At 65.3% G+C, this 23350-nt stretch carries 23 protein-coding genes; 6 read left to right on the plus strand and 17 right to left on the minus strand.

All coding sequences use genetic code 11. From position 1 onward, the window contains the following. Positions 1–61: 61 nt before the first annotated feature. From ACNFBT_RS12440 to ACNFBT_RS12455, 4 genes are read right to left on the minus strand one after another with little or no spacing between them, the layout of a single operon-like run. Positions 62–1114 carry an extracellular solute-binding protein gene (locus ACNFBT_RS12440; RefSeq protein WP_416749687.1) on the minus strand — a complete coding sequence of 351 codons (1053 nt, stop codon included), beginning with the start codon at positions 1112–1114 and terminating at the stop codon, positions 62–64. Between the two features lie 54 nt (positions 1115–1168). Further along, on the minus strand, positions 1169–1960 hold the full coding sequence (locus tag ACNFBT_RS12445) for an ABC transporter permease (protein WP_416749689.1): 792 nt from the start codon (positions 1958–1960) through the stop codon (positions 1169–1171). After that, positions 1957–2868 (minus strand): ABC transporter permease, encoded by a 912-nt coding sequence (locus tag ACNFBT_RS12450; protein WP_416749691.1) that lies wholly within the window; start codon positions 2866–2868, stop codon positions 1957–1959. The genes ACNFBT_RS12445 and ACNFBT_RS12450 overlap by 4 nt, the downstream gene beginning before the upstream one ends. A gap of 2 nt (positions 2869–2870) precedes the next feature. Next, positions 2871–3941: an ABC transporter ATP-binding protein gene (locus tag ACNFBT_RS12455; protein ID WP_416749693.1), complete on the minus strand. Its 1071-nt coding sequence runs from the start codon at positions 3939–3941 to the stop codon at positions 2871–2873. Between the two features lie 140 nt (positions 3942–4081). Between ACNFBT_RS12455 and ACNFBT_RS12460 the strand changes: the two genes are divergently transcribed. Then, positions 4082–4768, plus strand: coding sequence for a GntR family transcriptional regulator (locus ACNFBT_RS12460; protein ID WP_416749695.1), 687 nt, complete (start codon positions 4082–4084; stop codon positions 4766–4768). 131 nt (positions 4769–4899) lie between these two features. Here the strand turns inward: ACNFBT_RS12460 and yjiA are convergent, their stop codons facing one another. The 4 genes from yjiA to ACNFBT_RS12480 all read right to left on the minus strand — a co-directional run bounded on the left by yjiA (position 4900) and on the right by ACNFBT_RS12480 (position 8973). After that, positions 4900–5898, minus strand: coding sequence for a GTPase (gene yjiA / locus ACNFBT_RS12465; protein ID WP_416749697.1), 999 nt, complete (start codon positions 5896–5898; stop codon positions 4900–4902). 93 nt (positions 5899–5991) lie between these two features. After that, positions 5992–6195: a YbdD/YjiX family protein gene (locus ACNFBT_RS12470; RefSeq protein WP_015478970.1), complete on the minus strand. Its 204-nt coding sequence runs from the start codon at positions 6193–6195 to the stop codon at positions 5992–5994. A 12-nt stretch (positions 6196–6207) separates the two neighbouring features. After that, the gene (locus ACNFBT_RS12475) at positions 6208–8274 is read right to left on the minus strand and encodes a carbon starvation CstA family protein (RefSeq protein ID WP_416749699.1); all 2067 of its coding nucleotides are present in this window, start codon (positions 8272–8274) and stop codon (positions 6208–6210) included. Positions 8275–8460: 186 nt separating this feature from the next. Beyond that, positions 8461–8973 carry a DUF3015 domain-containing protein gene (locus ACNFBT_RS12480; protein ID WP_416749701.1) on the minus strand — a complete coding sequence of 171 codons (513 nt, stop codon included), beginning with the start codon at positions 8971–8973 and terminating at the stop codon, positions 8461–8463. Between the two features lie 179 nt (positions 8974–9152). On the opposite strand from ACNFBT_RS12480, the gene ACNFBT_RS12485 reads away from it, so the two are divergent. Then, positions 9153–9521, plus strand: coding sequence for a PilZ domain-containing protein (locus tag ACNFBT_RS12485; protein ID WP_416749703.1), 369 nt, complete (start codon positions 9153–9155; stop codon positions 9519–9521). Positions 9522–9727: 206 nt separating this feature from the next. Here the strand turns inward: ACNFBT_RS12485 and radA are convergent, their stop codons facing one another. The 3 genes from radA to ACNFBT_RS12500 all read right to left on the minus strand — a co-directional run bounded on the left by radA (position 9728) and on the right by ACNFBT_RS12500 (position 11923). After that, positions 9728–11107, minus strand: coding sequence for a DNA repair protein RadA (radA, locus tag ACNFBT_RS12490; protein WP_416749705.1), 1380 nt, complete (start codon positions 11105–11107; stop codon positions 9728–9730). 254 nt (positions 11108–11361) lie between these two features. Then, entirely contained in the window at positions 11362–11604 is a 243-nt protein-coding gene (locus ACNFBT_RS12495) for a hypothetical protein (RefSeq protein WP_416749707.1), read from the minus strand. Between the two features lie 76 nt (positions 11605–11680). Continuing rightward, positions 11681–11923, minus strand: a complete 243-nt coding sequence (locus tag ACNFBT_RS12500) for a YdcH family protein (RefSeq protein ID WP_416749709.1) — start codon at positions 11921–11923, stop codon at positions 11681–11683. Between the two features lie 153 nt (positions 11924–12076). Between ACNFBT_RS12500 and mscL the strand changes: the two genes are divergently transcribed. Beyond that, positions 12077–12484 (plus strand): large-conductance mechanosensitive channel protein MscL, encoded by a 408-nt coding sequence (gene mscL, locus ACNFBT_RS12505; protein ID WP_416749711.1) that lies wholly within the window; start codon positions 12077–12079, stop codon positions 12482–12484. A 62-nt stretch (positions 12485–12546) separates the two neighbouring features. Here mscL and ACNFBT_RS12510 read toward each other — a convergent pair whose 3' ends face one another. Continuing rightward, a complete protein-coding gene (locus tag ACNFBT_RS12510) occupies positions 12547–13323 on the minus strand; it encodes a ferredoxin--NADP reductase (RefSeq protein WP_416749713.1) in 777 nt (258 codons plus the stop codon). A gap of 194 nt (positions 13324–13517) precedes the next feature. On the opposite strand from ACNFBT_RS12510, the gene ACNFBT_RS12515 reads away from it, so the two are divergent. After that, positions 13518–14642: a methyltransferase gene (locus ACNFBT_RS12515; protein ID WP_416749715.1), complete on the plus strand. Its 1125-nt coding sequence runs from the start codon at positions 13518–13520 to the stop codon at positions 14640–14642. 67 nt (positions 14643–14709) lie between these two features. Beyond that, positions 14710–15612: an alpha/beta fold hydrolase gene (locus ACNFBT_RS12520; protein WP_416749717.1), complete on the plus strand. Its 903-nt coding sequence runs from the start codon at positions 14710–14712 to the stop codon at positions 15610–15612. 76 nt (positions 15613–15688) lie between these two features. Here the strand turns inward: ACNFBT_RS12520 and ACNFBT_RS12525 are convergent, their stop codons facing one another. Genes ACNFBT_RS12525 through ACNFBT_RS12545 form a run of 5 tightly spaced genes read right to left on the minus strand, consistent with a single transcriptional unit; the run spans position 15689 to position 21804 of the window. Continuing rightward, the gene (locus ACNFBT_RS12525; RefSeq protein ID WP_416749718.1) at positions 15689–16255 is read right to left on the minus strand and encodes a nucleotidyltransferase family protein; all 567 of its coding nucleotides are present in this window, start codon (positions 16253–16255) and stop codon (positions 15689–15691) included. After that, the gene (locus tag ACNFBT_RS12530; protein ID WP_416749720.1) at positions 16252–17223 is read right to left on the minus strand and encodes an XdhC family protein; all 972 of its coding nucleotides are present in this window, start codon (positions 17221–17223) and stop codon (positions 16252–16254) included. The genes ACNFBT_RS12525 and ACNFBT_RS12530 overlap by 4 nt, the downstream gene beginning before the upstream one ends. Before the next feature lie 3 nt (positions 17224–17226). Continuing rightward, positions 17227–18438 (minus strand): c-type cytochrome, encoded by a 1212-nt coding sequence (locus ACNFBT_RS12535; protein ID WP_416749722.1) that lies wholly within the window; start codon positions 18436–18438, stop codon positions 17227–17229. A gap of 2 nt (positions 18439–18440) precedes the next feature. Further along, positions 18441–18980, minus strand: coding sequence for a (2Fe-2S)-binding protein (locus ACNFBT_RS12540; RefSeq protein WP_416749724.1), 540 nt, complete (start codon positions 18978–18980; stop codon positions 18441–18443). After that, complete coding sequence (locus ACNFBT_RS12545) at positions 18973–21804, minus strand: xanthine dehydrogenase family protein molybdopterin-binding subunit (protein WP_416749726.1); 2832 nt, start codon at positions 21802–21804, stop codon at positions 18973–18975. The genes ACNFBT_RS12540 and ACNFBT_RS12545 overlap by 8 nt, the downstream gene beginning before the upstream one ends. A 331-nt stretch (positions 21805–22135) precedes the next feature. Between ACNFBT_RS12545 and ACNFBT_RS12550 the strand changes: the two genes are divergently transcribed. Further along, positions 22136–23347 carry an MFS transporter gene (locus ACNFBT_RS12550; protein ID WP_416749728.1) on the plus strand — a complete coding sequence of 404 codons (1212 nt, stop codon included), beginning with the start codon at positions 22136–22138 and terminating at the stop codon, positions 23345–23347. Positions 23348–23350 lie beyond the last annotated feature (3 nt).

Raw genomic sequence — 23350 nt, forward strand, 5'->3', positions numbered from 1 at the left:
TTCCCTCTCCCGCTTGCGGGAGAGGGTTAGGGTGAGGGCGCTCTTGCGAAGATCAGTTGTGTCAGCCCTTGAGCTTGGACCAGATGCGGTCCTGCAACTCGCGGGACTTGTTGCTGCATTCCTTTTCCAGGCGCAGGCGCTCGGCGAACTCAGGCGGCATGTTGATGGCGTCCATCACCTTCCACTTGGCGTCGAGCAGCTTGTCGGTCTCGATGCCGTTGGAATAGGCGATGGCGTTGGTCACCGCGGCGGCGTTCTCCGGCTTCATCATCCAGTTGATGAAGACCTTGGCGTTTTCCGGGTGCGGCGCGCTTTTCGGCACCGCGAAGTTGTCCTGGAAGGACGCCACGCCCTCACGCGGGTAGACGTACTTGATGGTGTTCTTCTGCAAGGTGGCGCGAGCGGTGGAGCCGTTCCAGTTCTGCATCAGCACCACCTCACCGGAGGCCATGCGGTCCACGGTGTTGTCCGAGCTGTACATCTTCAGGAAGGGCTTCTGCTTCTGCAGCAGTTCGAGAATCTTCTTGGCGTCCTGCGGGCTCTCGGTGCACTCGTCGACGTTCAGGTAGTGCGCGGCGGCGTTGATCAGGCTGCTCGGGGTATCCAGCGCCGCGACCTGGCCTTGCAGTTCCGGACGCGGTTCGAAGAACTCCTTCCACGAATCATCCAGCTTGCCGCCCGGCACCCGCGCGCTGTCGTAGGAGAAGCCGGTGGAGCCCCACAGATAGGGCGCCGAGTACTTGCGGCCCGGGTCGAAGGCAGGATCACGGAAGGCCGGCTTCACGTACTGGAAGTTGGCGAGCTTGGGCGTGTCGATCTCCAGCAGCAGGTTCTGGTTGATCAGCGTCTGCATGATCGAGTGCGACGGCACGATCACGTCGTACGCGGCGCCGCCGGCCTGCAACTTGGCCAGCAGCGTCTCGTTGCTGTCATAGCCATCCATGGTGACCTTGATGCCGGTCTCCTTCTCGAACTTGGCCAACAGTTCCACCGGGTAGTAGTCGGTCCAGTTGTAGAAGAACAGCTGTTTGGGCTCCTCGGCCTGGGCGATGCCGGCGGCCAACAGAGTGAGGGACAAACCGGCAAGGCCGTGACGCAGGGCGTTCAACTTCATGGCGTTCTCCGAAAGAAAAGTCCAAAAGCAAAAGGTCAGGGTCGACAGTCGTTATCAGGCATCGGGTTTACCGCGCTGGCCGAGCCAGTACGACAGCACCACGAGGACGATGGAAATCACCAGCATGAGGGTCGAGATCGCATTGATCTCGGGCGTTACCCCGGCCTTGATGGCCGAGAAGATGTAGACCGGCAGCGTTGTCGAACCGGGACCGGCGACGAAGAAGGTCATGATGAAATCGTCGAGGCTGACCACGAACGCCAGCACTCCGCCGGACAGCACCGCCGGCCACAGCAGCGGCAGGGTCACCCGGCGGAACACCTGGTAGGGGCTGGCGTAGAGGTCGCCGGCGGCTTCCAGCAGGCTCTTGTCCAGGTCGTTCAGGCGCGCGCGGATCGGCAGGTAGGCGAAGGGTATGCAGAAGCCGACGTGGGCGACGATCACCGTCATCAGGCCCAGCTTGATGCCCAGCGACATGAACAGCAGCAGCGTGGCCACCGCGATGACGATCTCCGGCAGGATCAGCGGCAGGTTGATCCCGCCCTCCACCAGGCGCCGCCCGTAGAACGGCCGCGAGGTCGCCAGCGCCGCCGCCAGGGCGATCGCGGTGGACAGCACGGTAGCGAAGCCCGCCACCACCAGCGAGTTGAACGCAGCCGCCTGGATCGATGGGTTGGCGACGATTTTGCCGTACCAGGCGAAGGAGAATTCGGTCCACACCGTGGCCGAGCGGTTGGCGTTGAAGCTGTAGGCGATCAACACAAAGATCGGCAGGTACAGGTAGGCCAGCACCAGCAGACTGGTCTCGCGGGTGCCGGGGAGTTTCTTCAGGTGCTGGGCGATCATGCGTTGGCTCCTCCCAGATGGACGGCCTTGGCGGCGCGGCGGCTATACAGGGCGAACGCGATCAGTGCGAGGAGCATGATCGCCAGCAGCAGGAACGACAGCGAGCCGCCCAGGGGCCAGTTGCGCGCGGTGCCGAACTGCTGCTGGATCAGGTTGCCGATCATCAGCGTCTTGCCGCCGCCGAGGATCGCCGGGGTGATGAAAGCGCCCAGGCTCGGTACGAACACCAGCAGGGCGCCGGCGACCACGCCGGGCATGGACAGCGGCAGGATCACCCGCTGCAACGCCTTCCAGCGGTTCGCACCGAGGTCATAGGCGGCCTCCACCAGACGCCAGTCGAGCTTCTCCAGGGTCGAGTAGATCGGCAGGATCATGAACGGCAGGAAGCTGTACACCAGGCCCACGCAGACGGCGAAGTCGTTGTACAGCAGCGTGATGCCACCCGCCTGGGGGAACAGCGCGTTGACCGACTGGGCGATCCAGCCGTGCTCGCGGAGGATGATCAGCCAGGCGTAGTTGCGGATCAGCAGGTTGGTCCAGAACGGAATGGTGATCAGCAGCACCATCAGGTTGCGCGAGCGCTCGCTGAGGCTGGTCATCCACAGTGCCACCGGGAAACCGACGAGGAAGCACAGCACCGTGGTGCCGCCAGCCTGGAACAACGAGCGCAGCAGCGCCTGGGCGTAGACCCAGTTGAGCTCCAGGTTGCCGTCGAAGTCTTCCTGGAAGAACAGCTGCACGTAGCTCTGCAGCTGCCAGCTGGCGTGCCAGTCGACGCCGCCATAGACGTTGCGCGGTAGCAGGCTGATGTAACCCATGATCGACAGCGGGATGGCGATCAGCCCAAGCAGCGTCAGCGCCACCGGACTGAGCAGCAACAGGCGGCGGGTGGTGGGCGACTCGGTCATGGTCACGCCTCCATCAGCAGGCAGGCCTGGGGCGGCAGGTGGACTGCCACGGCCTCGCCGACGTCACGGGCACGCCCGCCTTCGTTACTCTCGCGCAGGGTGATCTGCGAGGCATCGGGCAGGCGGCAGCGGTACAGCGTGGCGGTGCCGACGTACATCACCGTCTCGATCACCGCACGCAGGTGGTGCGGCTGGGACGGGTCGACCAGCTTCGAGCGCTCCGGGCGGAAGGCCAGTTGCACGCTGTTCTGGTCCAGCCCCTCGGGCACCTGGCAGTGGATTTCCGCCGGCATCGCGTTGGGGTGGAAGGCGCCCTGGCGCATCTGGCCGGGGAGGAAGTTGATATCGCCGATGAACTGCGCGACGAAGCGATGGGTCGGGCGTTCGTAGATCTCGTTGGGCGTGCCGATCTGCATGATGTTGCCGTGGGACATCACGGCGATGCGGTCGGACAGGGTCAGCGCTTCTTCCTGGTCGTGGGTGACGAAGATGAAGGTGATGCCCGCCTCTTCCTGCACGCGCTTGAGCTCGACCTGCATCTCCTTGCGCAGCTTCAGGTCCAGCGCGGAGAGCGGTTCGTCCAGCAGCAGAACAGAGGGCTTGGGCGCCAGCGCACGGGCCAGGGCCACGCGCTGTTGCTGGCCGCCGGAGAGCTCGGCCGGCTTGCGCCGCGCCAGGTGCTCCATCTGCACCAGCGCCAGCATCTCCTTCACGCGATTGGGGATTTCACCGCGGGACAGCCCCTGCATTTCCAGGCCGAAGGCGATGTTCTCCGACACAGTCATGTGCGGGAACAGTGCGTAGCTCTGGAACACGGTGTTGATGCGACGGCGGTACGGCGGCAGGTCGTTGACCCGCTCGCCACCGACGAGGATATCGCCGGAAGTGACGTTCTCGAAGCCGGCGATGCTGCGTAGCAGTGTGGTCTTGCCGCAGCCGGACGGCCCCAGCAGGGTGAAGAACTCGTTATGGGCAATGTCGACCGATACCTCGTTGAGGGCGGGGGCGACGTTCGGATCGTCGGTGTAGCGTTTGCTGACCCGACGCACCTCAACTGACGACGAGTGATTCATTTTGGTGCATTCCTCTTATTTTTGTATGCAATATTTGAATGCAACCTAGAGATAACTGGTTTATTTTTCTTCTGCAACTGGTTTTGCACGGACGGTTTTGCGGCATCCTTTCCAGGGTCAAGCAAGAGGCGGAGTCGCTCATGACGGAGAAACACCCCGAGTCCACGGTGGAACGCGTCTACCAAGGGGTTTACGAGGCAATCAGCAAGCGCAGCCTGCGCCCGGGCATGAAGCTGGGCGAAGCTGCGCTGGCGGAATTGTTCAAGGTCAGCCGCACTTCGGTGCGCGCGGCGCTCAAGCAACTGGAGGCCGACGGACTGGTATCCACCGCGCTCAACAAGGGCGCATGGGTGTCGCTGCCCAGCGACGAGGAGATCCGTTCGCTGTTCGAAACCCGGCGGCTGATCGAGATCGGCATCGTCAGCGAACTCTGCCGGCGCGCCGACAGCGCGATCTTCCAGGACCTGCGCGACCACGTGGCGCTCGAAGACGCGGCCCACGACCATGACCATGCACAGTTCGTCCACCTGCTCGGCGAGTTCCACCTGAAGCTCGCGGCGGCGCTGAACAACCCGGTGCTGCTGGACTTCTTCCGCAAGCTGATCGAGCGCGCCTCGCTCTACGCCACCACCCTGGACGACGAGCACCACGAAACCTGCCGGGGCAACGAGCACCTGCGGCTGATCGAGTTCATCGAGGCGGGCAACCAGGCGGCGGCCATCGAACTGACCTGCATGCACCTGAACGCCATCGAGCAGGCCATCCTCAAGGCGGCGGGGAACCTGAAGGCGGATTACCACCCGCTCAAGCATCTGATCGGCGGCTGAACCGCGTCGCCGCTTTTTTGTAGGAGCGAGCTTGCTCGCGAACATCTCCGCTGCGGGGCTTGGTTCGCGAGCAAGCTCGCTCCTACAGAAGAACCAAATGAAGACGCCCGGCACTGGCCGGGCGTTTTCATTCAGGCGGCAGATCCGCCCGTGATCGCTTCGAACCCCTGCCGAATCTGCTCTTCCGGCAGGTTGTCACCGATGAAGACAATCACGCTCTCACGCGTCTCGTCGCTCTTCCACTCGGTGTCCCAATCGAAGCCATAGAGCCGCAGCACCCCCTGGAACACCAGGCGGCGCGCCTCATCGGCGATGTTCAGCACGCCCTTGTAGCGCAGCAGCGAATTGCCGTGCCATTGCAGCAGGTCGTCCATGAAGGCGCTCAGGCGCTCGATGTCCAGCGCACGCTCGCTACGCAGCACCAGGGTGGTGATGCGGTCGGTGGTGTCCGCCGCCGGGCGCACGGGACGCAGCAGCGGCCGCAGGCCGACATCGGCGTTGAGGTTGAAACCGCGCACGTCGAGCAGGCGCTCCAGCTCGATGGCGCCATGCTTCACGGCGTGTATCTCGGCGCGGCGGTTGATGCGCTGCAGGCGCTCCAGCAGCGCCTCGAACTGCTCCGGCGACACCAGGTCGCCCTTGCTCACCAGGATGCGGTCGCCGAAACCGACCTGGGCCTGGGCGATGGCTTCCTGCAGGTGGCGATCGGCGTTGGCGGCATCCACCAGGGTGATGATGCCGTCGAGCAGGTAGCGCTCACGCAGGGTCTCGTCGACGAAGAAGGTCTGCGCCACCGGAGCCGGGTCGGCGAGGCCCGTGCACTCGATCACCACGCGGTCGAAATCCAGCTCGCCGTTGTCGCGCCGCTCCAGCAGCACGTACAGCGCACGCTCAAGGTCGGTGTTGATGGTGCAGCAGACGCAGCCGTTGGACAGCGTCATCACCTGCACCGCATCGTCGCCCAGCAGCTGGCCGTCGATGGGGGTGTCGCTGAATTCGTTCTCGATCACGGCAATCTTCAGGCCATGCTCGGCCTTGAGGATGTGCTTGAGCAGGGTGGTCTTGCCCGCCCCGAGAAAGCCGGTGAGGACGGTCACCGGAATCTGCGGCGCGCTTGCGGAATCGGTCATGGGAACATCCAGGCAATCAGAATTGAAAACAGGCAGAAATGAAAACGGGCCGCGATCGCTCGCGGCCCGTCCGTTATACACCTATCCGTGTGGTCAGCAGCAGCGGATTGGTCGTCCCTTGCCGCCACCGTAGCGCGCCTCCTGGCGCTCGCGGAAGAACTCCTCGTAGGTCATCGGAGTCTTGTCCGGGTGCTTGTTCTGCATGTGCTGAACGTAGGTGTCGTAATCAGGCATGCCGACCAGCATGCGCGCGGCCTGCCCAAGATACTTACCCATGCGGCTGAGGTCGTTGAACATGATCTACCTCCCTCACGCGTCCGGAATCGGCTGGAACGGCGCTTCCTTGTCGGTGCGCTCCTTCTTGGTCCAGGCACTGGCGCCGACCTTGATGGAGTACACCAGCACGCTGAACACCACCAGCAGGAACAGCACGGTGAGACCGGCGTTGATGTAGGCGTTCATCATCACGGCCTGCATCTGGCCGATGTCCTTGGCCGGGGCGATGATCTGCCCGGCGTCCAGACCTGCCGCGTACTTCTTGCCCAGTGCAATGAAGCCGACGGCCGGGTTGCTGTCGAACAGCTTGATCAGACCGGCGGTGCTGGTGCAGATCAGCAGCCAAGCGGCCGGGAAGGCAGTCACCCAGACGTACTGCTGGCGCTTCATCTTGATCAGCACGACGGTGGCGAGCATCAGCGCGATACCGGCGAGCATCTGGTTGGAAATGCCGAACAGCGGCCACAGGGTGTTGATGCCGCCCAGTGGGTCGACCACGCCCTGGTACAGCAGCCAGCCCCACATCGCGACGCAGCCGCCGGTGCCGACGATGTTGGCGCCCCAGGAGTCGGTCTTCTTCAGGGCCGGGACGAAGTTGCCCAGCAGGTCCTGCAGCATGAAGCGGCCGGCACGGGTGCCGGCGTCGACAGCGGTGAGGATGAACAGCGCCTCGAAGAGGATCGCGAAGTGGTACCAGAAGGCCATGGTGTTCTCACCCGGCAGCACCTGGTGAAGGATGTGCGCGATGCCCACGGCGAGGGTCGGCGCGCCGCCGGCACGGGCCAGGATGGTGGTCTCGCCGATGTCCTTGGCGGTCTGGGCCAGCACGTCCGGGGTGATGGCGAAGCCCCAGCTGCTGACGGTAGCCGCCACGGCGTTGACGTCGGCACCGACCACGGCCGGCGGGCTGTTCATGGCGAAGTAGATGCCCGGCTCGATCACCGAGGCGGCGACCATCGCCATGATGGCCACGAAGGACTCCATCAACATGCCGCCGTAGCCGATATAGCGGGCGTCGGGTTCGCGGTTGAGCAGCTTGGGCGTGGTGCCCGAGGAGATCAGCGCGTGGAAGCCGGAGACGGCGCCACAGGCAATGGTGATGAACAGGAACGGGAACAGGCCGCCCTTCCACACCGGGCCGGTGCCGTCGGTGAACTGGGTCAGGGCCGGCATCTTCAGCTCCGGCGAAACGATCACGATGCCGATGGCCAGGGCAACGATGGTGCCGATCTTCAGGAAGGTCGACAGATAGTCACGCGGCGCCAGCAGCAGCCACACCGGCAGTACCGAGGCGATGGCGCCGTAGGCGATTAGCATCCAGACGATCTGCACGCCGTGGAAGGTGAACACCGGGGCCCACTCGGGGCTGGCGGCAACCTGCCCGCCCATCCAGATGGAACCCAGCAGCAGGGCTACGCCTACCACGGAAATCTCGCCGATGCGGCCCGGGCGGATGTAGCGCATGTACACGCCCATGAGGATCGCGATCGGAATGGTCGCCAGCACGGTGAACATACCCCACGGGCTTTCAGCCAGGGCCTTCACCACGATCAGGGCAAGCACCGCGAGGATGATGATCATGATCAGGAAGGCGCCGAACAGAGCGATGGTCCCCGCCACCTGCCCCATTTCCTCGCGCACCAGCTCACCCAGCGAGCGGCCGTTGCGGCGACTGGAGATGAACAGCACCATGAAGTCCTGCACGGCACCGGCCAGTACCACGCCGGCGATCAGCCAGAGCGTACCGGGCAGATAGCCCATCTGCGCCGCCAGTACGGGGCCGACCAGCGGGCCGGCGCCGGCGATGGCGGCGAAGTGGTGACCGAAGAGGATGTGCTTGTTGGTCGGGACGTAGTCCAGGCCATCGTTGTTGAGGACCGCGGGGGTCGCCCGGTTGGGGTCCAGTTGCATCACCTTGGTGGCGATGAACAGGCTGTAGTAGCGGTAGGCGACCAGATAAATGGCGACTGCTGCGACGACGATCCACAAGGCGTTGATGGCTTCGCCGCGGCGCAATGCCACGACTCCTAATGCAAAGGCACCGACTATCGCCACCACCAGCCATGCGAGGTGACGTAGCAGGTTGTTGTTATTGTTCATAGCGAGGCTTCCGACAGTTTGAAGGCGAGAATTCGCAGAAAAATTCTAGTCCTTTCCCGCGACCCATTCATACGACCTTAGTCTAGAGCGGTTACGTGCTTATTGCCCGAAGTCAAATACCGCCCGGCGGCGCGCTGCGCCAATGAAAAGCCCGCCGATTGGCGGGCCTTTCGGGTCGAACGAAGGTCAGGCCGGTTGCTTGGCGTACTGCGCCAGCACCTGGTCGCGGCTCATAACCGCCAGGGTGTTGTTCAGCACCTGTTCGCCGGTGGCGTTCTGGGAGGTGAAGATCTCACTGAAATGCTGCTGGGTGACCTGGGCGAAATGCGCGCGGTCCTCGGTGGGGATGCCGAGCAGGACGGCATAGGCGTCCAGTGCCTCGCCATGGCCCTGGGCCATGTTCTCGGCGATATTGTCGAGCATGCCGTTCATGGCGAAGATCGAGCGGCCGCCGTAGCCGATGCGCTGGTTGGCATCGCAACCGTTGGTGCCAGAGGTCAGGCCGAAGGTGGCGTTGCCCGAGGTGCCGTTGGTGGTGGTGGCCAGCAGGTGCGGGAACAGGCCGCGCTGACCTTCGAAGACCATGTTGCCCCAGCCGCAGCCGTGACCGCTTTGTCCGGCCTCATCGGCCTGCACTACAAGGCTGGCAACGCTCAGCACCCCGAGAATGAGCCCCTTGTATACGAACTTCTTATCCATGTTCTGCACTCCACAATTGGTATTGGATTGACGCCCCAAGAGCTTTGGCGAGCGACTGAGGACTGTCAAACCCGCACCGGACGTGGCTGACGGACGAAAGCTCGGAAAATGGTGTACGACGCATCACCGGTGCTTTGTCTATAGTGAGGCGAAGCAGAAACGGCCGGAGAGCCACGACAATGAGTGACGATCACGCCGAGCGCCGGCGCTTCCAGCGCATCGCCTTCGATGCCGGCACGGAAATCAGCCAGGGCGACCAGCGCTGGAAGGTCACCCTGCTCGACCTGTCATTGCAGGGCGTGCTGGTCGAGCGCCCCGAACACTGGGCGGTGGTGCCCGACGAGCCGGTACAGGTGCGCATCTACCTCGGCTTCGACGCCAACGTCTACATGGAAGCCGAGCTGGCCTGGGAGCGCGAGGGGCTGCTGGGCTTCACCTGCAAGCACATCGACCTGGAATCCATCAGCCACCTGCGGCGGCTGGTGGAACTCAACCTGGGCGACGAATCGCTGCTGGAACGGGAGCTGACACTGCTCAGCGAGCATTGAAGAGTCCGCTTGCACGGGAGCAGGTGCGCAGGGCGTATAACGTTCGACGTTATACACCGTTTAGCGTTGGTCCCCGACCACACAATCGCCAAACAGAAACTGCCACAGAACGCTTCGAACTCGACCAGCGCGCCAGCTGGCAACCGGGGTGAAACGGCGTACAACCGCGAACGGTTGTACGCACTACGATTCGTGGGCCTGCATCATCACTCGAACAGCGCATCCAGCGCCTGCTCCAGGCGTGTCACCGCGATCACCTGCAATCCGGCCGGCGCCTCTTTCGGCGCGTTGCCCTTGGGTACGATGGCGCGCTTGAAGCCGTGCTTGGCCGCCTCTTTCAGGCGCTCCTGGCCGCTCGGCACCGGCCGCACCTCACCGGACAAGCCGACTTCGCCGAACACCAGCAACTGGTGATCCAGCGGGCGGTTGCGCAGGCTGGACATCACTGCCGCCATCAGCGCCAGGTCGGATGCGGTTTCCAGCACCTTCACCCCGCCGACGACGTTGAGGAACACGTCCTGGTCGTAGGTCGGGATGCCGCCGTGGCGGTGCAGCACCGCCAGCAGCATGGCCAGACGGTTCTGGTCCAGGCCGAGGGTCACGCGGCGCGGGTTGGCCAGGTGGCTGGTGTCCACCAGCGCCTGCACCTCCACCAGCATCGGCCGCGAACCTTCCCAGGTGGCCATGACCACGCTGCCGGGCACCGATTCCTGGGCGCGGGTCAGGAAAATCGCCGAAGGGTTGGAAACTTCCTTCAGGCCCCGGTCGGTCATGGCGAACACGCCCAGTTCGTTGACCGCGCCGAAGCGGTTCTTCACCGCCCGCAGCAGGCGCAGGCGGCCGTCGGACTCGCCTTCGAAATACAACACGGTGTCGACCATGTGCTCCAGCACGCGCGGGCCGGCCAGGGAGCCTTCCTTGGTGACGTGGCCGACCAGGAAGATCGCTGTGCCGCTCTGCTTGGCGAAGCGCACCAGCAGGGCCGCGCTCTCGCGCACCTGGGCGACGCCACCGGGGGCCGATTGCAGCTGTTCGGTGAAGATGGTCTGGATCGAGTCGATCACCATCACCTTGGGTTGCTCCTGGCGCGCCGTGGCGATGATGCTTTCGATGCAGGTCTCGGTCATGACCTTGAGCTTGTCTTCCGGCAGCCCCAGGCGGCGAGCGCGCATGGCAACCTGCTGCTGGGATTCCTCGCCGGTGACGTAGAGCGCCGGCAGGCGCGTGGCGATGTTGCAGAGGGTCTGCAGGAGAATGGTGGATTTGCCGATGCCGGGGTCGCCGCCGATCAGCACTACCGAGCCGTCGACCAGGCCGCCGCCCAGGGCGCGGTCCAGCTCCGCCGAGGCGGTGGAGAAGCGTGGCATCTCTTCGACGCTGACTTCGGCGAGGGTCTTGATGTTGGCCTGCTGGCCGGCCCAGCCGCCACGGCCGGAAGAGCTGCTGCCCGAGCCGCCGGTGGGCGTGGTGTCGATGACGGTCTCGACCAGGGTGTTCCAGGCGCCGCAATCAGGGCATTGGCCGGCCCATTTCGGGTAGGTGGCGCCGCACTCGGTGCAGCCGTACATGCGCTTGGCCTTGGCCATGAGCGGACTCCGTCGAAGACAAAGCCCGCATCATAGCCAATCAGGCCAGGCGCATCAGGATCTGTTTACGATCTCGCGAGCTAGAGCAGAACAAGGCGAAACGACCAACGGGAGTAACAGCCTTTAGGCTGGCCCGAAGGGCGAGCACAGCGCGTCAATCGGTTACGGGAGCGGAGTTTACGCGCAGTAAATGAGCATCCCGAAACCGATTTCAACGCCGTTATGCCGACGCGCAGCAGATCGCAAGGAGGTCCTCAGCCCGCCAGGCGGCGATATTGGCACTCCATGTCGTACTTGAGGCTTTCGCGACGCATGCGCAGCGACGCCAGGGTGCCGTCGGGACGCTCGATGCCCTCCTCCACCCGACCGATGCGTTGGTCCAGCAGTTCGTATTGCAGCTTCAGGCGCACCAGGCGCTCCTGGGCACGAAGGACTTCGACATTGCGTTGGCTGGACTTGGTGACGGACTTGCCAGAGGACGAAAGGGCTTTACGCATGGCGGTGGCACCGATTGGAATGAGATGAGAGGAGCCTACGCCTCGCTCCAATTCACACCCTTGATATCGATCAAGCTCAGCCGGATCGCTTGAGCAGGTCGGCGATCTCGTCCTTCAGCGTCACGCGTTGCAGTTTGAGGGAGTTGAGGGAGAGGTCGTCCATCGCCTGGCGGCCGTCCTCGATGTCGTAGATCTTCTTGTCCAGCTCCTCATAGTTGGCGGCGAGGCGGGTGAAGGTGGCGTCCTTCCCGTGCAACCGGGTCATCAGTGCCTTCTGGTCGGGAAATTCGCGGGACAAGGGATGATGCTCGAGTGGCATGGCGGACCTCCTTAAATGGATGGGTTGCCCGATAAGCCTAGCCCACCCGGCAAAAGCGCCCAGCACCGTCGGTCATTGAACGATTCGGGGTGTTCAGGTGGCGGCGGGCCGCTAAACTGCCCACCTGTCCCCTCTGTTACAAGGAGTTCCTGCATGAGTCTGCTTAGCGAGTTCAAGGCCTTCGCCGTCAAGGGCAACGTGGTCGACATGGCCGTCGGTATCATCATTGGCGCCGCCTTCGGCAAGATCGTCTCGTCCTTCGTCGGCGACGTGATCATGCCGCCCATCGGCCTGCTGATCGGTGGCGTGGACTTCTCCGACCTGGCGATCACCCTCAAGGCCGCCGAGGGCAACGCGCCGGCCGTGGTGATGGCGTACGGCAAATTCATCCAGACCTGCCTGGACTTCCTGATCGTCGCCTTCGCCATCTTCATGGGCGTGAAGGCCATCAACCGCTTCAAGCGCGAGGAAGAAGCCGCGCCGGCCGGGCCGACCAAGGACCAGGAACTGCTGACCGAAATCCGCGACCTGCTCAAGGAGCAGCGCAACCGCTCGTCCTGATACCCCGGCTCACCCCGTCGCGTCGACGGGGTGGGCAATCCTCGTCCCCAGCGGACAATGCCCTACCAGTAATTCTCCACGGCGATCTGCCCGGGCTTGCGTGTCAGCGCCAGGCTCATGCCGCGCGCCTTCAGCACGGCGCGGGTGTCGTCGATCATCTGCGGGTTGCCGCAGAGCATCACCCGCGAATGTTCCGGGCTGAGTTCCAGGCCGGCGGCACGCTCCAGTTCGCCGTTCTCGATCAGCGTGGTGATCCGCGCATTCAGGCAGCCGGGCACGCTCTCGCGGGTGACCACCGGGATGAACTGCAGCTTGTGGATGTGCTCCGCCAGGTGCTCCATCCCCGCGAAGCTGGCGATCAGCTCGCGGTAAGCGAGTTCTTTTTCCTCGCGGGCGCTGTAGACCAGCTTGATGGTCTCGAAGCGCTCCCAGGCCTCGAAGTCCTGCAGGATCGACAGGAAGGGCGCCAGGCCGGTACCAGTGGCCAGCAGCCAGAGATCGCGGCCGTCGGGGAAGCGGTCGAGGGTGAGGAAGCCGAAGGCCTGGCGGTCCACCAGCAACTGGTCGCCGACGCGCAGACGGCTGAGTTCGCTGGTGAACTCCCCATCAGGCACCACGATGGAGAAGAATTCGAGGAACTCGTCGTGGGGCGCCGAGACCATCGAGTAGGCACGCCAGACGATGCTGCCGCTGGGCTTGTACACGCCCAGGCGGGCGAACTGCCCGGCGCGGAAGCGGTAGCCACTGTCGCGGGTGGTGCGCAGGGTGAACAGGCTCGGCGTGAGCGTCTGCACGTCCAGCAGGGTCTGGCGGGTGAACTTCTCTTCGCTGGCGGTCATCGTCCGCTCCTTTCACAAGAACCGACCCATTTTCCCGTATTGGGGGCGCGAGAAACACCCGCAAGGCTTGTGGTCATCGCTCGTCAGGGCACAACGCAGACGAAAGCCTCGCGGATAGGCGATAATTTCCGGTTTCCGGCCGACCTACGGCGGTCGCCGGAACCACCCATCCGAAACGCCCGCTCGAGAGCCCCATGACCGTCCTCGCCAGCCCCTTCGCCCAGCTCGACCTGGTCCGCCACCCTGAACAGCAGGGCGACCCGCTGCAGGCCTTCGATGCGGCCGACGAGTACCTGCTCAATCACCTGCATGAGCAAGGCGTCAGCGCGGACACCCGGGTCCTGGTGCTCAACGACAGCTTCGGCGCCCTCGCCGCCAGCCTTGCACCCCATGTGCGCCTGACCAGCAGCGGCGACTCGCACCTGGGCTGTATCGCCCTGCGGCGCAATCTGGAGCTCAACGGGCTGACGGCCGCGCCGCTGACCTTCGTCCCCGCCAGCGAAACCCCGCAAGGCCCGTTCGACCACGTCCTGGTGCGCGTGCCCAAGACCCTCGCCCTGCTGGAGGAACAGCTGATCCGCCTGCACGGCCAGCTCGCGCCGGGTGCCAAGGTGGTCGCCGCTGGCATGATCAAACACCTGCCGCGTGCCGCCGGCGACCTGCTGGAAAAGTACATCGGTCCGATGCAGGCATCCCTCGCCGTGAAGAAAGCCCGCCTGCTGATCGCCACCGCCGAGCAGCGCCCGACGCCGACCTCGCCCTACCCCACCCGCTACCGCCTGGACAAGCCGGCGCTGACGCTGGTCAACCACGCCAACGTATTCTGCCGCGATGGCCTGGACATCGGCACCCGCGCCTTCCTCCCGCACCTCCCGCATTACCACCACGCAGTACGCGCCGCCGACCTGGGCTGCGGCAACGGCGTGCTCGCCATCGCCTTCGCCCAGCTGAATCCGCAGGCAGACCTGACGCTGGTAGACGAGTCCTACATGGCCGTGCAATCGGCCCGGGAAAACTGGCAGGCCGCCTTCGGCGACCGCCCTGTGGATATCCACGCCGACGACGGCCTCGCCAGCCAGGCCGCCGACTCACTGGATCTGGTGCTGTGCAACCCGCCCTTCCACCAGCAACAGGTGGTCGGCGACTTCCTTGCCTGGCGCATGTTCCAGCAGGCCCGCGCCGCGCTGGTCACCGGTGGCGAGCTGTGGATAGTCGGCAATCGCCACCTGGGCTATCACGCCAAGCTCAAGCGCCTGTTCCGTGGCGTGGAACAAGTGGCGGCGAATCCGAAATTCGTAGTGTTGAAAGCGACGAAGTAAGCACCTGGGATTGCTCCTGCCTGCGCGCGGGAGCAGCATGGGACGGCCCTTTCCGAGAGCCGCGCCGATGTCCGAGACCTTCCAGCCCGTTCGCCCCGACACCCCAGGTCCTGCGACAGCGCCCCAGCACGCCGGCCCGGAGCTCATTCGTACCGCCGACGGGGTTGCCCTTGCTCTGCGACGCCTGGGGCCATCGGACGGCGTGCCGGTCGTCCTGACCCACGGCACCTATTCCAATCACCGCAGTTGCATGGGGCTGGCCAATCATCTCGCCGGCGGTGGTTTTTCCTGCTGGGTGTTCGACTGGCGCGGGCATGGCGACAGCGGGCGCAACGATTTCCGCCACAGCTTCGATGACGTCGCCGAGCAGGACGTGCCGGCGATCCTCGATGCCGTGCGCCAGCGCAGCGGCCATTCAGCGCTGTTCTGGATCGGGCACTCCGGTGGCGGGCTGATCGCCTCGATGTGGGCGGCACGCAACCCGGAACTGGCCAGGGAGAAACTGCGCGGTCTGGTGCTGCTGGGCTCTCAGGCCACGGCGGCGGGCGCCAGCCTGCGGCATCGCCTGACCATCCAGGCGTTCGACTGGATGCTGCGCTGGCGGCGCATCTCGCCGGGCCGGCCGAAGAACGTCGGACCGGAAGCGGAGAGCGCGCGGCTGATGCGCCAGTGGTGCCAGTGGAACCTGCGGCGGCGCTTCGATTCGTTGAGTGGTTTCGACTATCTGGCCGGCCTGGGCGGCGTCGAGCTGCCGGTGCTCGGCGTGGCGGGCAGCGGCGACCGCTTCATCGCACCGCTCGCCGGTTGCGAAGCGTTGGTGGCGGCCTTCGGCGGGATGGACGCGAAGCTGGAATTGTTCGGCGCGGGGCAAGGCCATCGCGAGGATTACAGCCACAACCGGCTACTGCTGTCGCGCAATGCCAGTCATGAAATCTGGCCACGTATCGCCGAGTGGCTGGGGCAGCGCTGAAGCAGAGAAGTAACCGTAGGAGCGGACTCCGTCCGCGAAGTTTTCGTGCTAAGCGGATCGCGGACGGAGTCCGCTCCTACAAGAGCAATGCGTCCGGGGTATCCACATCGCGCAGCACGCCCGGGTCATTCACCTCGACAACGACGCAGCGACCGCGATGCGCTTGGACCACAGCCCGAGCTCCTTCATCGCCGGTGAGCTGCGTCAGCGCCGGCCAGAATTCACGACCGAACAGCACGGGGTGTCCACGCTGGCCGTCGTAAAGCGGGAAGAGGATGGTCGAGGCCGTGGCGGCTTCGTCCAGTTGGCGCAGGGTTTCCGGGGCGATCCAGGGCATATCGCCGAGCAGGATGGCGACGGCCTGGGCGTCCGAATCCTGCAATGAAGCCGCACCCGCGGCCAGGCTATGGCCCATGCCTGATGCGGCGTCCGGGCTGTGGATAACGTGGCAGCCCGTCGGCAGATCGAAGTCGCCCGCCCGCTCGCCGTCACGCAGCACCACGCGCACCTCATCGAACACGGCCTGGGCCCGCTCGACGCTATGGGCGAGCAGGCTGCGGCCATCAGGCAAGGTCGCACGGCGCTTGTCCGCGCCGAAGCGCGAGCCTGCGCCTGCGGCCAGGACCAGCGCAACAACCGTCACAGCGCCTCGCGAGCGATACCGCTGCGGGTGCGCAGGATGTCGGCGAGGACCGCCAGGGCGATTTCCGCCGGGGTCTTGCTGCCGAGGTTAAGGCCGATGGGCGCGTGGATGCGCGCCAGCTCAGCCTCGCTCAGGCCGCCGATACGATGCAGGCGTTCGCGGCGCTTCTCGGAGGTGGTGCGCGAGCCCATCACGCCGATGTAGAAGGCTTCGGTACGCACCGCTTCGAGCATCGCCAGGTCGTCGATCTTCGGGTCGTGGGTCAGCGCGACCACGGCGGTGTCCGCGTGGCAGCCACCGTTGGCGATGAAGATTGACGGCAGTTCGCGGCGGATCTCGATGCCGTCCAGCACCACGCCATCCAGCGCCTCTTCGCGGGGATCGCAGAGGATCACTTCGAAGCCCAGGCCCTTGCCGAACTCCGCGCAGAAATGCGCGACGCTGGAGTAGCCCGCCAGCAGCAGGCGCTGGGCGGCGCCCACACGCAGGCGCACGCTGGCTTCGTCGCGCTCCACGCGCGGACCGTGGTCGTGGTCGTCGCCCAGGCGGCGCGCCCCATCGACCAGGCTCACTTCGCGGAGCAGGCGACGCTGGCCGAGCAGCGCCGATTCCAGCTCGCGCAGGTGCGCCTGCACGTCGCAATCCGACGCGAGGTTCTCCACCAGCACATCGAGGATGCCACCGCAGGGCAGGCGGACGTTCGAACGCGTGTCGCTGCCATCGCCGTAACGCACGACGGCCACCGGATCGCCAAACTCGCCTTCAGCGACGCGTTCGAGGAAGTCATCCTCGACACAGCCGCCGGACAGCGAGCCCACCCACTGGCCGCTGGCGTTGACCGCCAGCAGCGAGCCCGGCGCGCGAGGCGCCGAGCCGTAGGTGAAGAGCACGGTGCACAGCCAGACGCGCTGGCCGACAGCGGACCACTTGAGCGCCTGACGGACGACTTGCAGATCGAGATGCTGCACGACTTACTCCGCTTTGAGTTGAGCGACCTGTTGTACGCCCATGTCGCCCGGCAGACCACCCCAGGCCTGGCGCAGGTAGTTGATCAGGTCGGCGAGCTGCTCATCGCTGAGCTTGTCGGCGAAGCCCGGCATAGGCTGCATGCGCTCGAAACCGGTGAATTGCTGCTCGCGGATGCCCTCGACGATGACCTTGGCCAGGTTGCGCGAATCGGCCAGGCGCAGGGTGGTGTTGCCCTGCATGGCCACGGCGATGTGCGGCTTGCCCTCGCCGTCGTTGCCGTGGCAGCCGGCGCAGACGTTGAGGTACTGCTGGCGGCCGCGCTTGGCGCTGTCGCTGAGCTTGTCCTCGGCCACCGCCTGCACCACCTTGGCCTGCTGAGGCTGATCGCCGAGCAGGTAGGTGGACATTGCGGCCAGGTCCTCGTCACCCAGGTGCTGGGTGCTCAGGTGCATCACCGGGAACATCTCGTTGAACATGCTGCCCTGGGGACTCATGCCGTGCTTGAGGAAGCCGGTCAGGTCGGCGCTGGTCCAGCCGCGCTCGGCCAGATCCTGGGCCAGCAGACTGGGCGCGCTGTAGCCGTTGAGCAGGCCGCCGGTGAAGCGCTTGTCCTGCTGCAGGGCGCCGATCTGGTTACGCGGGGTATGGCACTCGCCGCAGTGGCCGAGCACTTCCACCAGGTATTGGCCGCGCTTGTAGGCGTCGCTCTTGCCCTCGGTGTTTTCCATCTGGACGCTCTTGCCGTAGAGCATGTTCCAGCCCGTCAGGCCCAGCCGCACGTTGAACGGGAAGCTCAGGCTGGTCTCGGGCGCGGCGCGGTGCACCGGCGTCTGGCTCATCAGGTAGGCGTAGAGGGCATCGCTGTCCTCGCGCTTGATGAGGTGGTAGGAGGTGTAGGGCATGGCCGGGTAGAGATTGGCGCCGTCCTTGCGCTTGCCCTCGGTGAGGGCGGCGAAGAAGTCGTCGGCACTGTAGTTGCCGATGCCGAAGTCCTTGTCCGGGGTGATGTTGCTGCCGTAGATGGTGCCGAACGGCGAGTGGATCGGCAGGCCGCCGGCGAACGGCGCGCCGCCCTCGGCGGTGTGGCAGGCCATGCAGTCGGCAGCGCGGGAGACGTACTCGCCGCGCTTGATCAGTTCCTGGTCCGCCGCCTGGGCGCCAACCGCCAGACCGAGCCCGACAGCCAGCGCGAGGCCGGAAAGAATGCGCTGCATGCTTAGCCCTCCTTGACCAGGCCGAGATCGGTCAGCACTTCGCGGGTGGCGTTGTAGTAACGCACGTACCCGGTGCAGCGGCAGATGTGGTGGCCCAGGCTCGCCTCGATGGTCGCCTCCAGCTCGCTCTTCTTCAGCGGCTGGCGCTGGGCCTTCTCCACCAGCACGGTGGCGGCGTTGACGAAGCCCGGTGCGCAATAGCTGCACTGGAAGGCGAAGCGGTCGACGAACTTCTGCTGGATCGGATTCAGCTCCTTCACCGCGCCGTTCTCGTCACGCTTGGCGTGGCCTTCGATGGTGCGCACCTTCTTGCCTTCGAAGTAGTGCGCGCCGGTGATGCAGGTGCGCACTTCCTCGCTGGTGCCGTCGGGGTTGTCGACGATCACCACGCAGGCATGGCAGATGCCCTGGCCGCAGCCCAGGCGCGAGCCGGTGAGGTTCTGGTATTCGTGCAGGTAGTCGATCATCGGCAGGTCCTCGGGAACCTCGACCGGACCGACGGTTTGACCATTCAAGGTCAGGTTGAGCGGACGGTTAGCCATTGAGGGCCTCCTTGATGCGAGCGGGGGTGATGGGCAGGTCGCGGACGCGCTTGCCGATGGCGTGGGCCACGGCGTTGCCGATGGCGCCGACCACCGGGATCATCACCACTTCGGCGATGCCCTTGGACGGGTCGCTGGGCGAGAGCGGCGGAAGGATTTCCGAGCTCTGCTGCCAGACGGCCACGTCTTTCGCCTTCGGGAGACGGTAACGGTTGAAGTTCCAGTCGCCCTCGCCCGGGCCACCCTCATACAGCGGCATGTCTTCGAGCAGCGCATGGCCGATGCCCATGGCGGTGCCACCCTCGATCTGGCCTTTCACCAGCTCCGGTACCAGCACGCGGCCGCACTCGATCCAGCTGTGGTGGTTGAGCACCGCAACCTCGCCACTGCCCTTGTTCACCTTCACCTCGACGATGGTCGCCACCGGGCTGTAGTAGGTGACCATGGCGTTGTTCAGTTGGGTCGACGGATAGGCGGCGTTCTGACGGTCCAGCAGGTGGAAGCCATTGCTGCTCATCTGCGCCTTCTTCACCGAGGGCGCACCGTTGCCGTACTTCACCGCCAGCGCGTCGAGCGGCAGTCGCTCGCGCACGCCGTCGATCACGAAGTCGGCTTCCGCCCAGCTCCAGCGGTTGAAGCCGTGGACGCTGGCGCCGGTGACCAGGCCCAGCTCATGGGCGACCTGGGCCAGTTGCGCGAACGGGAGCGGTTCCAGGCCATTGGCGGTCAGCTTGCCGTCAACCCAGTGGGCGTCTTCGCGGCGCACCACCAGCGGGTTGGCCGAGCCACCGAACGGGCCCTTGCCCCAGAGGTGCAGCGCCGCCGGCCACAGGCCGTGGTTGAACAGCACACGCGCCGCTTCGCGGGTGGCGTGGCTGAAGTAGTAGGCCGAGTTGGTTGCCGAGGACGGCGAGGCCAGCTTGCCGACCCAGCGCGGGTTGCGCAGGGCGGCGTCCTGGTCGGCCTGGCTAATCAGGTAGGGGTTGCCGCTGGTGGTCAGCTGCAGCTCCGGCCATTCGGTTTCGGCGGTGCGCACTTCGTCCGCCGGGCGGCCGAGGAAGTCAGCGACCACGAAGGCCTGGGAAGTGGACATGCCAGTACCCAGCTCGGTACCGATGTGGCGCAGGAACACGCGGCCGTCGGCGCCGAACTCGACGTGCGCCATGGGCGATTCGGAACCGGTGCCGAAGTCCTTCTGGCAGATGGCGAAGCCGACGCCATACCAGTGGTCCGGGTCCTTGGCGTCCATGTCCTTCTTGCGGGCGTCGCGGTTCTTCCACCAGTCGTGGGCGGCGGCCTTGTCGAGGATCTCGTGCAGGCGCAGCGCACCGGCGGGCACGGCGCCCTGCGTGTTCTTCATGCCCGACTTGAGCGCGTTGACGCGGCGCAGCTCGATGGCGTCGACGCCCAGGATGCCGGCGACTTCGTCCACCATCATCTCGGTGGCGGCCATGGTCTGCAGGGTGCCGTAGCCACGCATCGAGCCGGCTTCCACGCCGCGCGAGTGGTAGGCGGTCACCGACAGGTCGTTCTGCGGCATGTAGTAGATCGACTGCGCGGCCGTGGCACCCACCGCTGCCACCGAGGGGCTGTAGTTGATGCGGCCGCCGCCGTCGACGTTCATGTCGGCGCGGAAGATCTTGAAGCTGAGGTCTTTCTTGTCCACCGCCAACTGATAGCGGATATCGAACGGGTGGCGCTTGATGCCGCTCTGGAACTGCTCGTAGCGGTCATTGGCCAGGCGCACCGGCACACCCTCGCCGTACAGCGCGGCCACCGCGGCGTAGAAGACGAAGATGTTGTTGTCCTTGGAGCCGTAGCCCACGGTGTAGCCGGGGTGCATGTTCAGCTTGTTCAGGGCGAAGCGCGACGGCTTGATCATGTGCACGCTTTCGCTGGCTACCTCGAACGGGCACTGGGTGGCGACGACGAAGTGCAGGGTGCCGGTCTTGGGGTCGTACCAGCCGTTGCCGTTGTCCGGCTCCAGCGCCGCCGGCTCGATGGACGGGGTCTTGTAGCGCTGGTCGAAGACCAGCCAGTTCTCCGGCGGGTTGTCGATCTGCTGCTTGATCTGCTGGGCGTAGAACATGCCCTGCTCGGTCAGGTCGCCGTGCTGCTTGGGCTCGGACGTCCACACCGGCTTGCGGTTGAGGATGGTGGGGAACAGCATCGAGTCCTTCAGGCTGGAGAACTCGTCGTCGTCGAACGGCGTCTTGCCGCCCACGCGGACGAAACGGAAGCTGCCGTAGGGGTCGCGCTGGAACAGCGGCGCCTGGGCGCCGTAGCGGATCGCCTTGTCGTTGAACTTCAGCTTGAGCTTGGCCTGGCGATAGCGCTCGAAGTCGTGCCAGATCAGGATCGCCACCGGGTGGCCGATGAACATCGGTACCTGGCCCTTGGGCAGCAGCGGGTCCGGCGAGTGGGCTTCGGGCCAGGCGATGCCGTCCCTTTTCAGGTCCTCGGCGGTGACGATGCGGTCGGGCTGCAGCTCGGCGCCCAGCCAGGACAGGTCGATGCCGTCGAAGATGCGGTCGGCCTTGGTGATCTTGAGCAGCATGGCGTGGCCCTGCTGCTGCGGCCAGCCGGGCATGTCCTTGGAACGGATGTCGCGGGCGAACACCTTGTTGCCGCAGACCTTGGAAAGCGCATCGTTACGGAAACGCGCCTTGCCGTCGTGGCCCATCCACTGCTGGGGCGAGACGGTGACGGAGTTTTCCATCAGGGCAGCGAAGGCCCGGCTGCCGAGCGGTGCCATGGTCACGCTGACACCGGCAATCAGCCCGCCTTGCAGGAAGGCGCGCCGGGAAATATCACGGTTGGACATGGTTCATCCTCTGGACGGAACAGGCCCGCCCATGTGGTTTTTCTGTGCTGGAGAGAGTTCGGAGGCCGCACAATCGCGGGCGTCTCGGGGATGGCGCCGAAGGAAGGATCCTGCAGTAAAACCTGACTCTTCTGTCAACTTTAACGCACCTCAATAGTGCGAAGCAAAGTCAATCGGGCGGCTTGTCGCGGTGCTGAAAATTTTAGTCGACCAGTCGAGACTAATCGCCAATTGCGGATTTCGCCGGCGACAGGCGGAGAAGTGTTACACCGTGCTACGCTTCGCAGCCCTTGCTTAGCCCCCTAACGAACTTTCTTTCAAAGCCGCCGCCATGCCTGCCGAAGCCACGTCCCTGCTGCGTCACCGCCCTTTCCTCGCCTTCTGGCTCGCCCGCGTCTGCACCGCCAGCGCCTTCCAGATGATCACCGTGGCCATCGGCTGGCACATCTACCAGTTGACCCACAACGTGCTCGACCTGGGCCTGGTGGGACTGGTGGAATTCCTCCCGCGGGTGATCTTCATGCTGCACACCGGCCACGTCGCCGATCGCTACGACCGCCGGCGCATCGCCTCGCTCTGCCAGATCGGCCAGGGCCTGGTAGCGGTGGCGCTGGTGGTGGGCGCCAGTACCGACAACGTGACCCGCGAGATGATCTTCGTGATGGCCTTCCTGCTCGGTACCGCGCGCGCCTTCGAGATGCCCACCACCCAGGCGCTGCTGCCGAACATAGTGCCCTCCCCGCTATTCCCCCGTGCCGTAGCCGCCTCCGCCTCGGCCATGCAGGCGGCGACCATCGCCGCGCCCGCCCTCGGCGGCCTGCTCTATGCCTTCGGCGCCTTCTGGGTCTACACCCCGACTGCGGTGCTGTACTTCATCGCCTGCACCCTGGTCATGACCCTGCCGTCGCGCCAAGCACCGGCCGTCCAGGGCAAGGCCACGCTGGAGTCGCTGCTGGCCGGCATCCGCTTCATCCGCAGCCGCCCGGACATCTTCGGCGCCATCTCCCTGGACCTGTTCGCCGTGCTGCTGGGTGGCGCCACCGCGCTGCTGCCGGTGTTCGCCAAGGACATCCTGCTCACCGGTCCCTGGGGCCTGGGCCTGCTGCGCTCGGCACCGGCGGTGGGCGCGCTGCTGATGTCGTTCTGGCTGGCGCGCTTCCCCATCGAGCGCAACGTCGGGCGGATCATGTTCCTCTCGGTGGGCATCTTCGGGGTCACCACCATCGCCTTCGGCCTGTCGACCTCCTTCTGGTTCTCCCTGGCGGTGCTGGTGGTGCTGGGCGCGGCGGACATGATCAGCATGGTGATCCGTGGCGCCTTCGTGCAGCTGGAAACCCCGGACGAGATGCGCGGCCGTGTCAGCGCGGTGAACGGCCTGTTCATCGGCGCCTCGAACCAGCTCGGCGAGTTCGAATCCGGCGTCACCGCCCACTGGTTCGGCACCGTGCCGGCGGTGGTGCTGGGCGGGGTCGGGACGCTGATCGTCACGGGTGCCTGGATGAAGCTGTTCCCGAGCCTGGCCAAGCGGGACAAGTTGCACTGACCT

This window comes from Pseudomonas sp. NY15181, from assembly GCF_048068055.1.
Taxonomy (GTDB): domain Bacteria; phylum Pseudomonadota; class Gammaproteobacteria; order Pseudomonadales; family Pseudomonadaceae; genus Pseudomonas.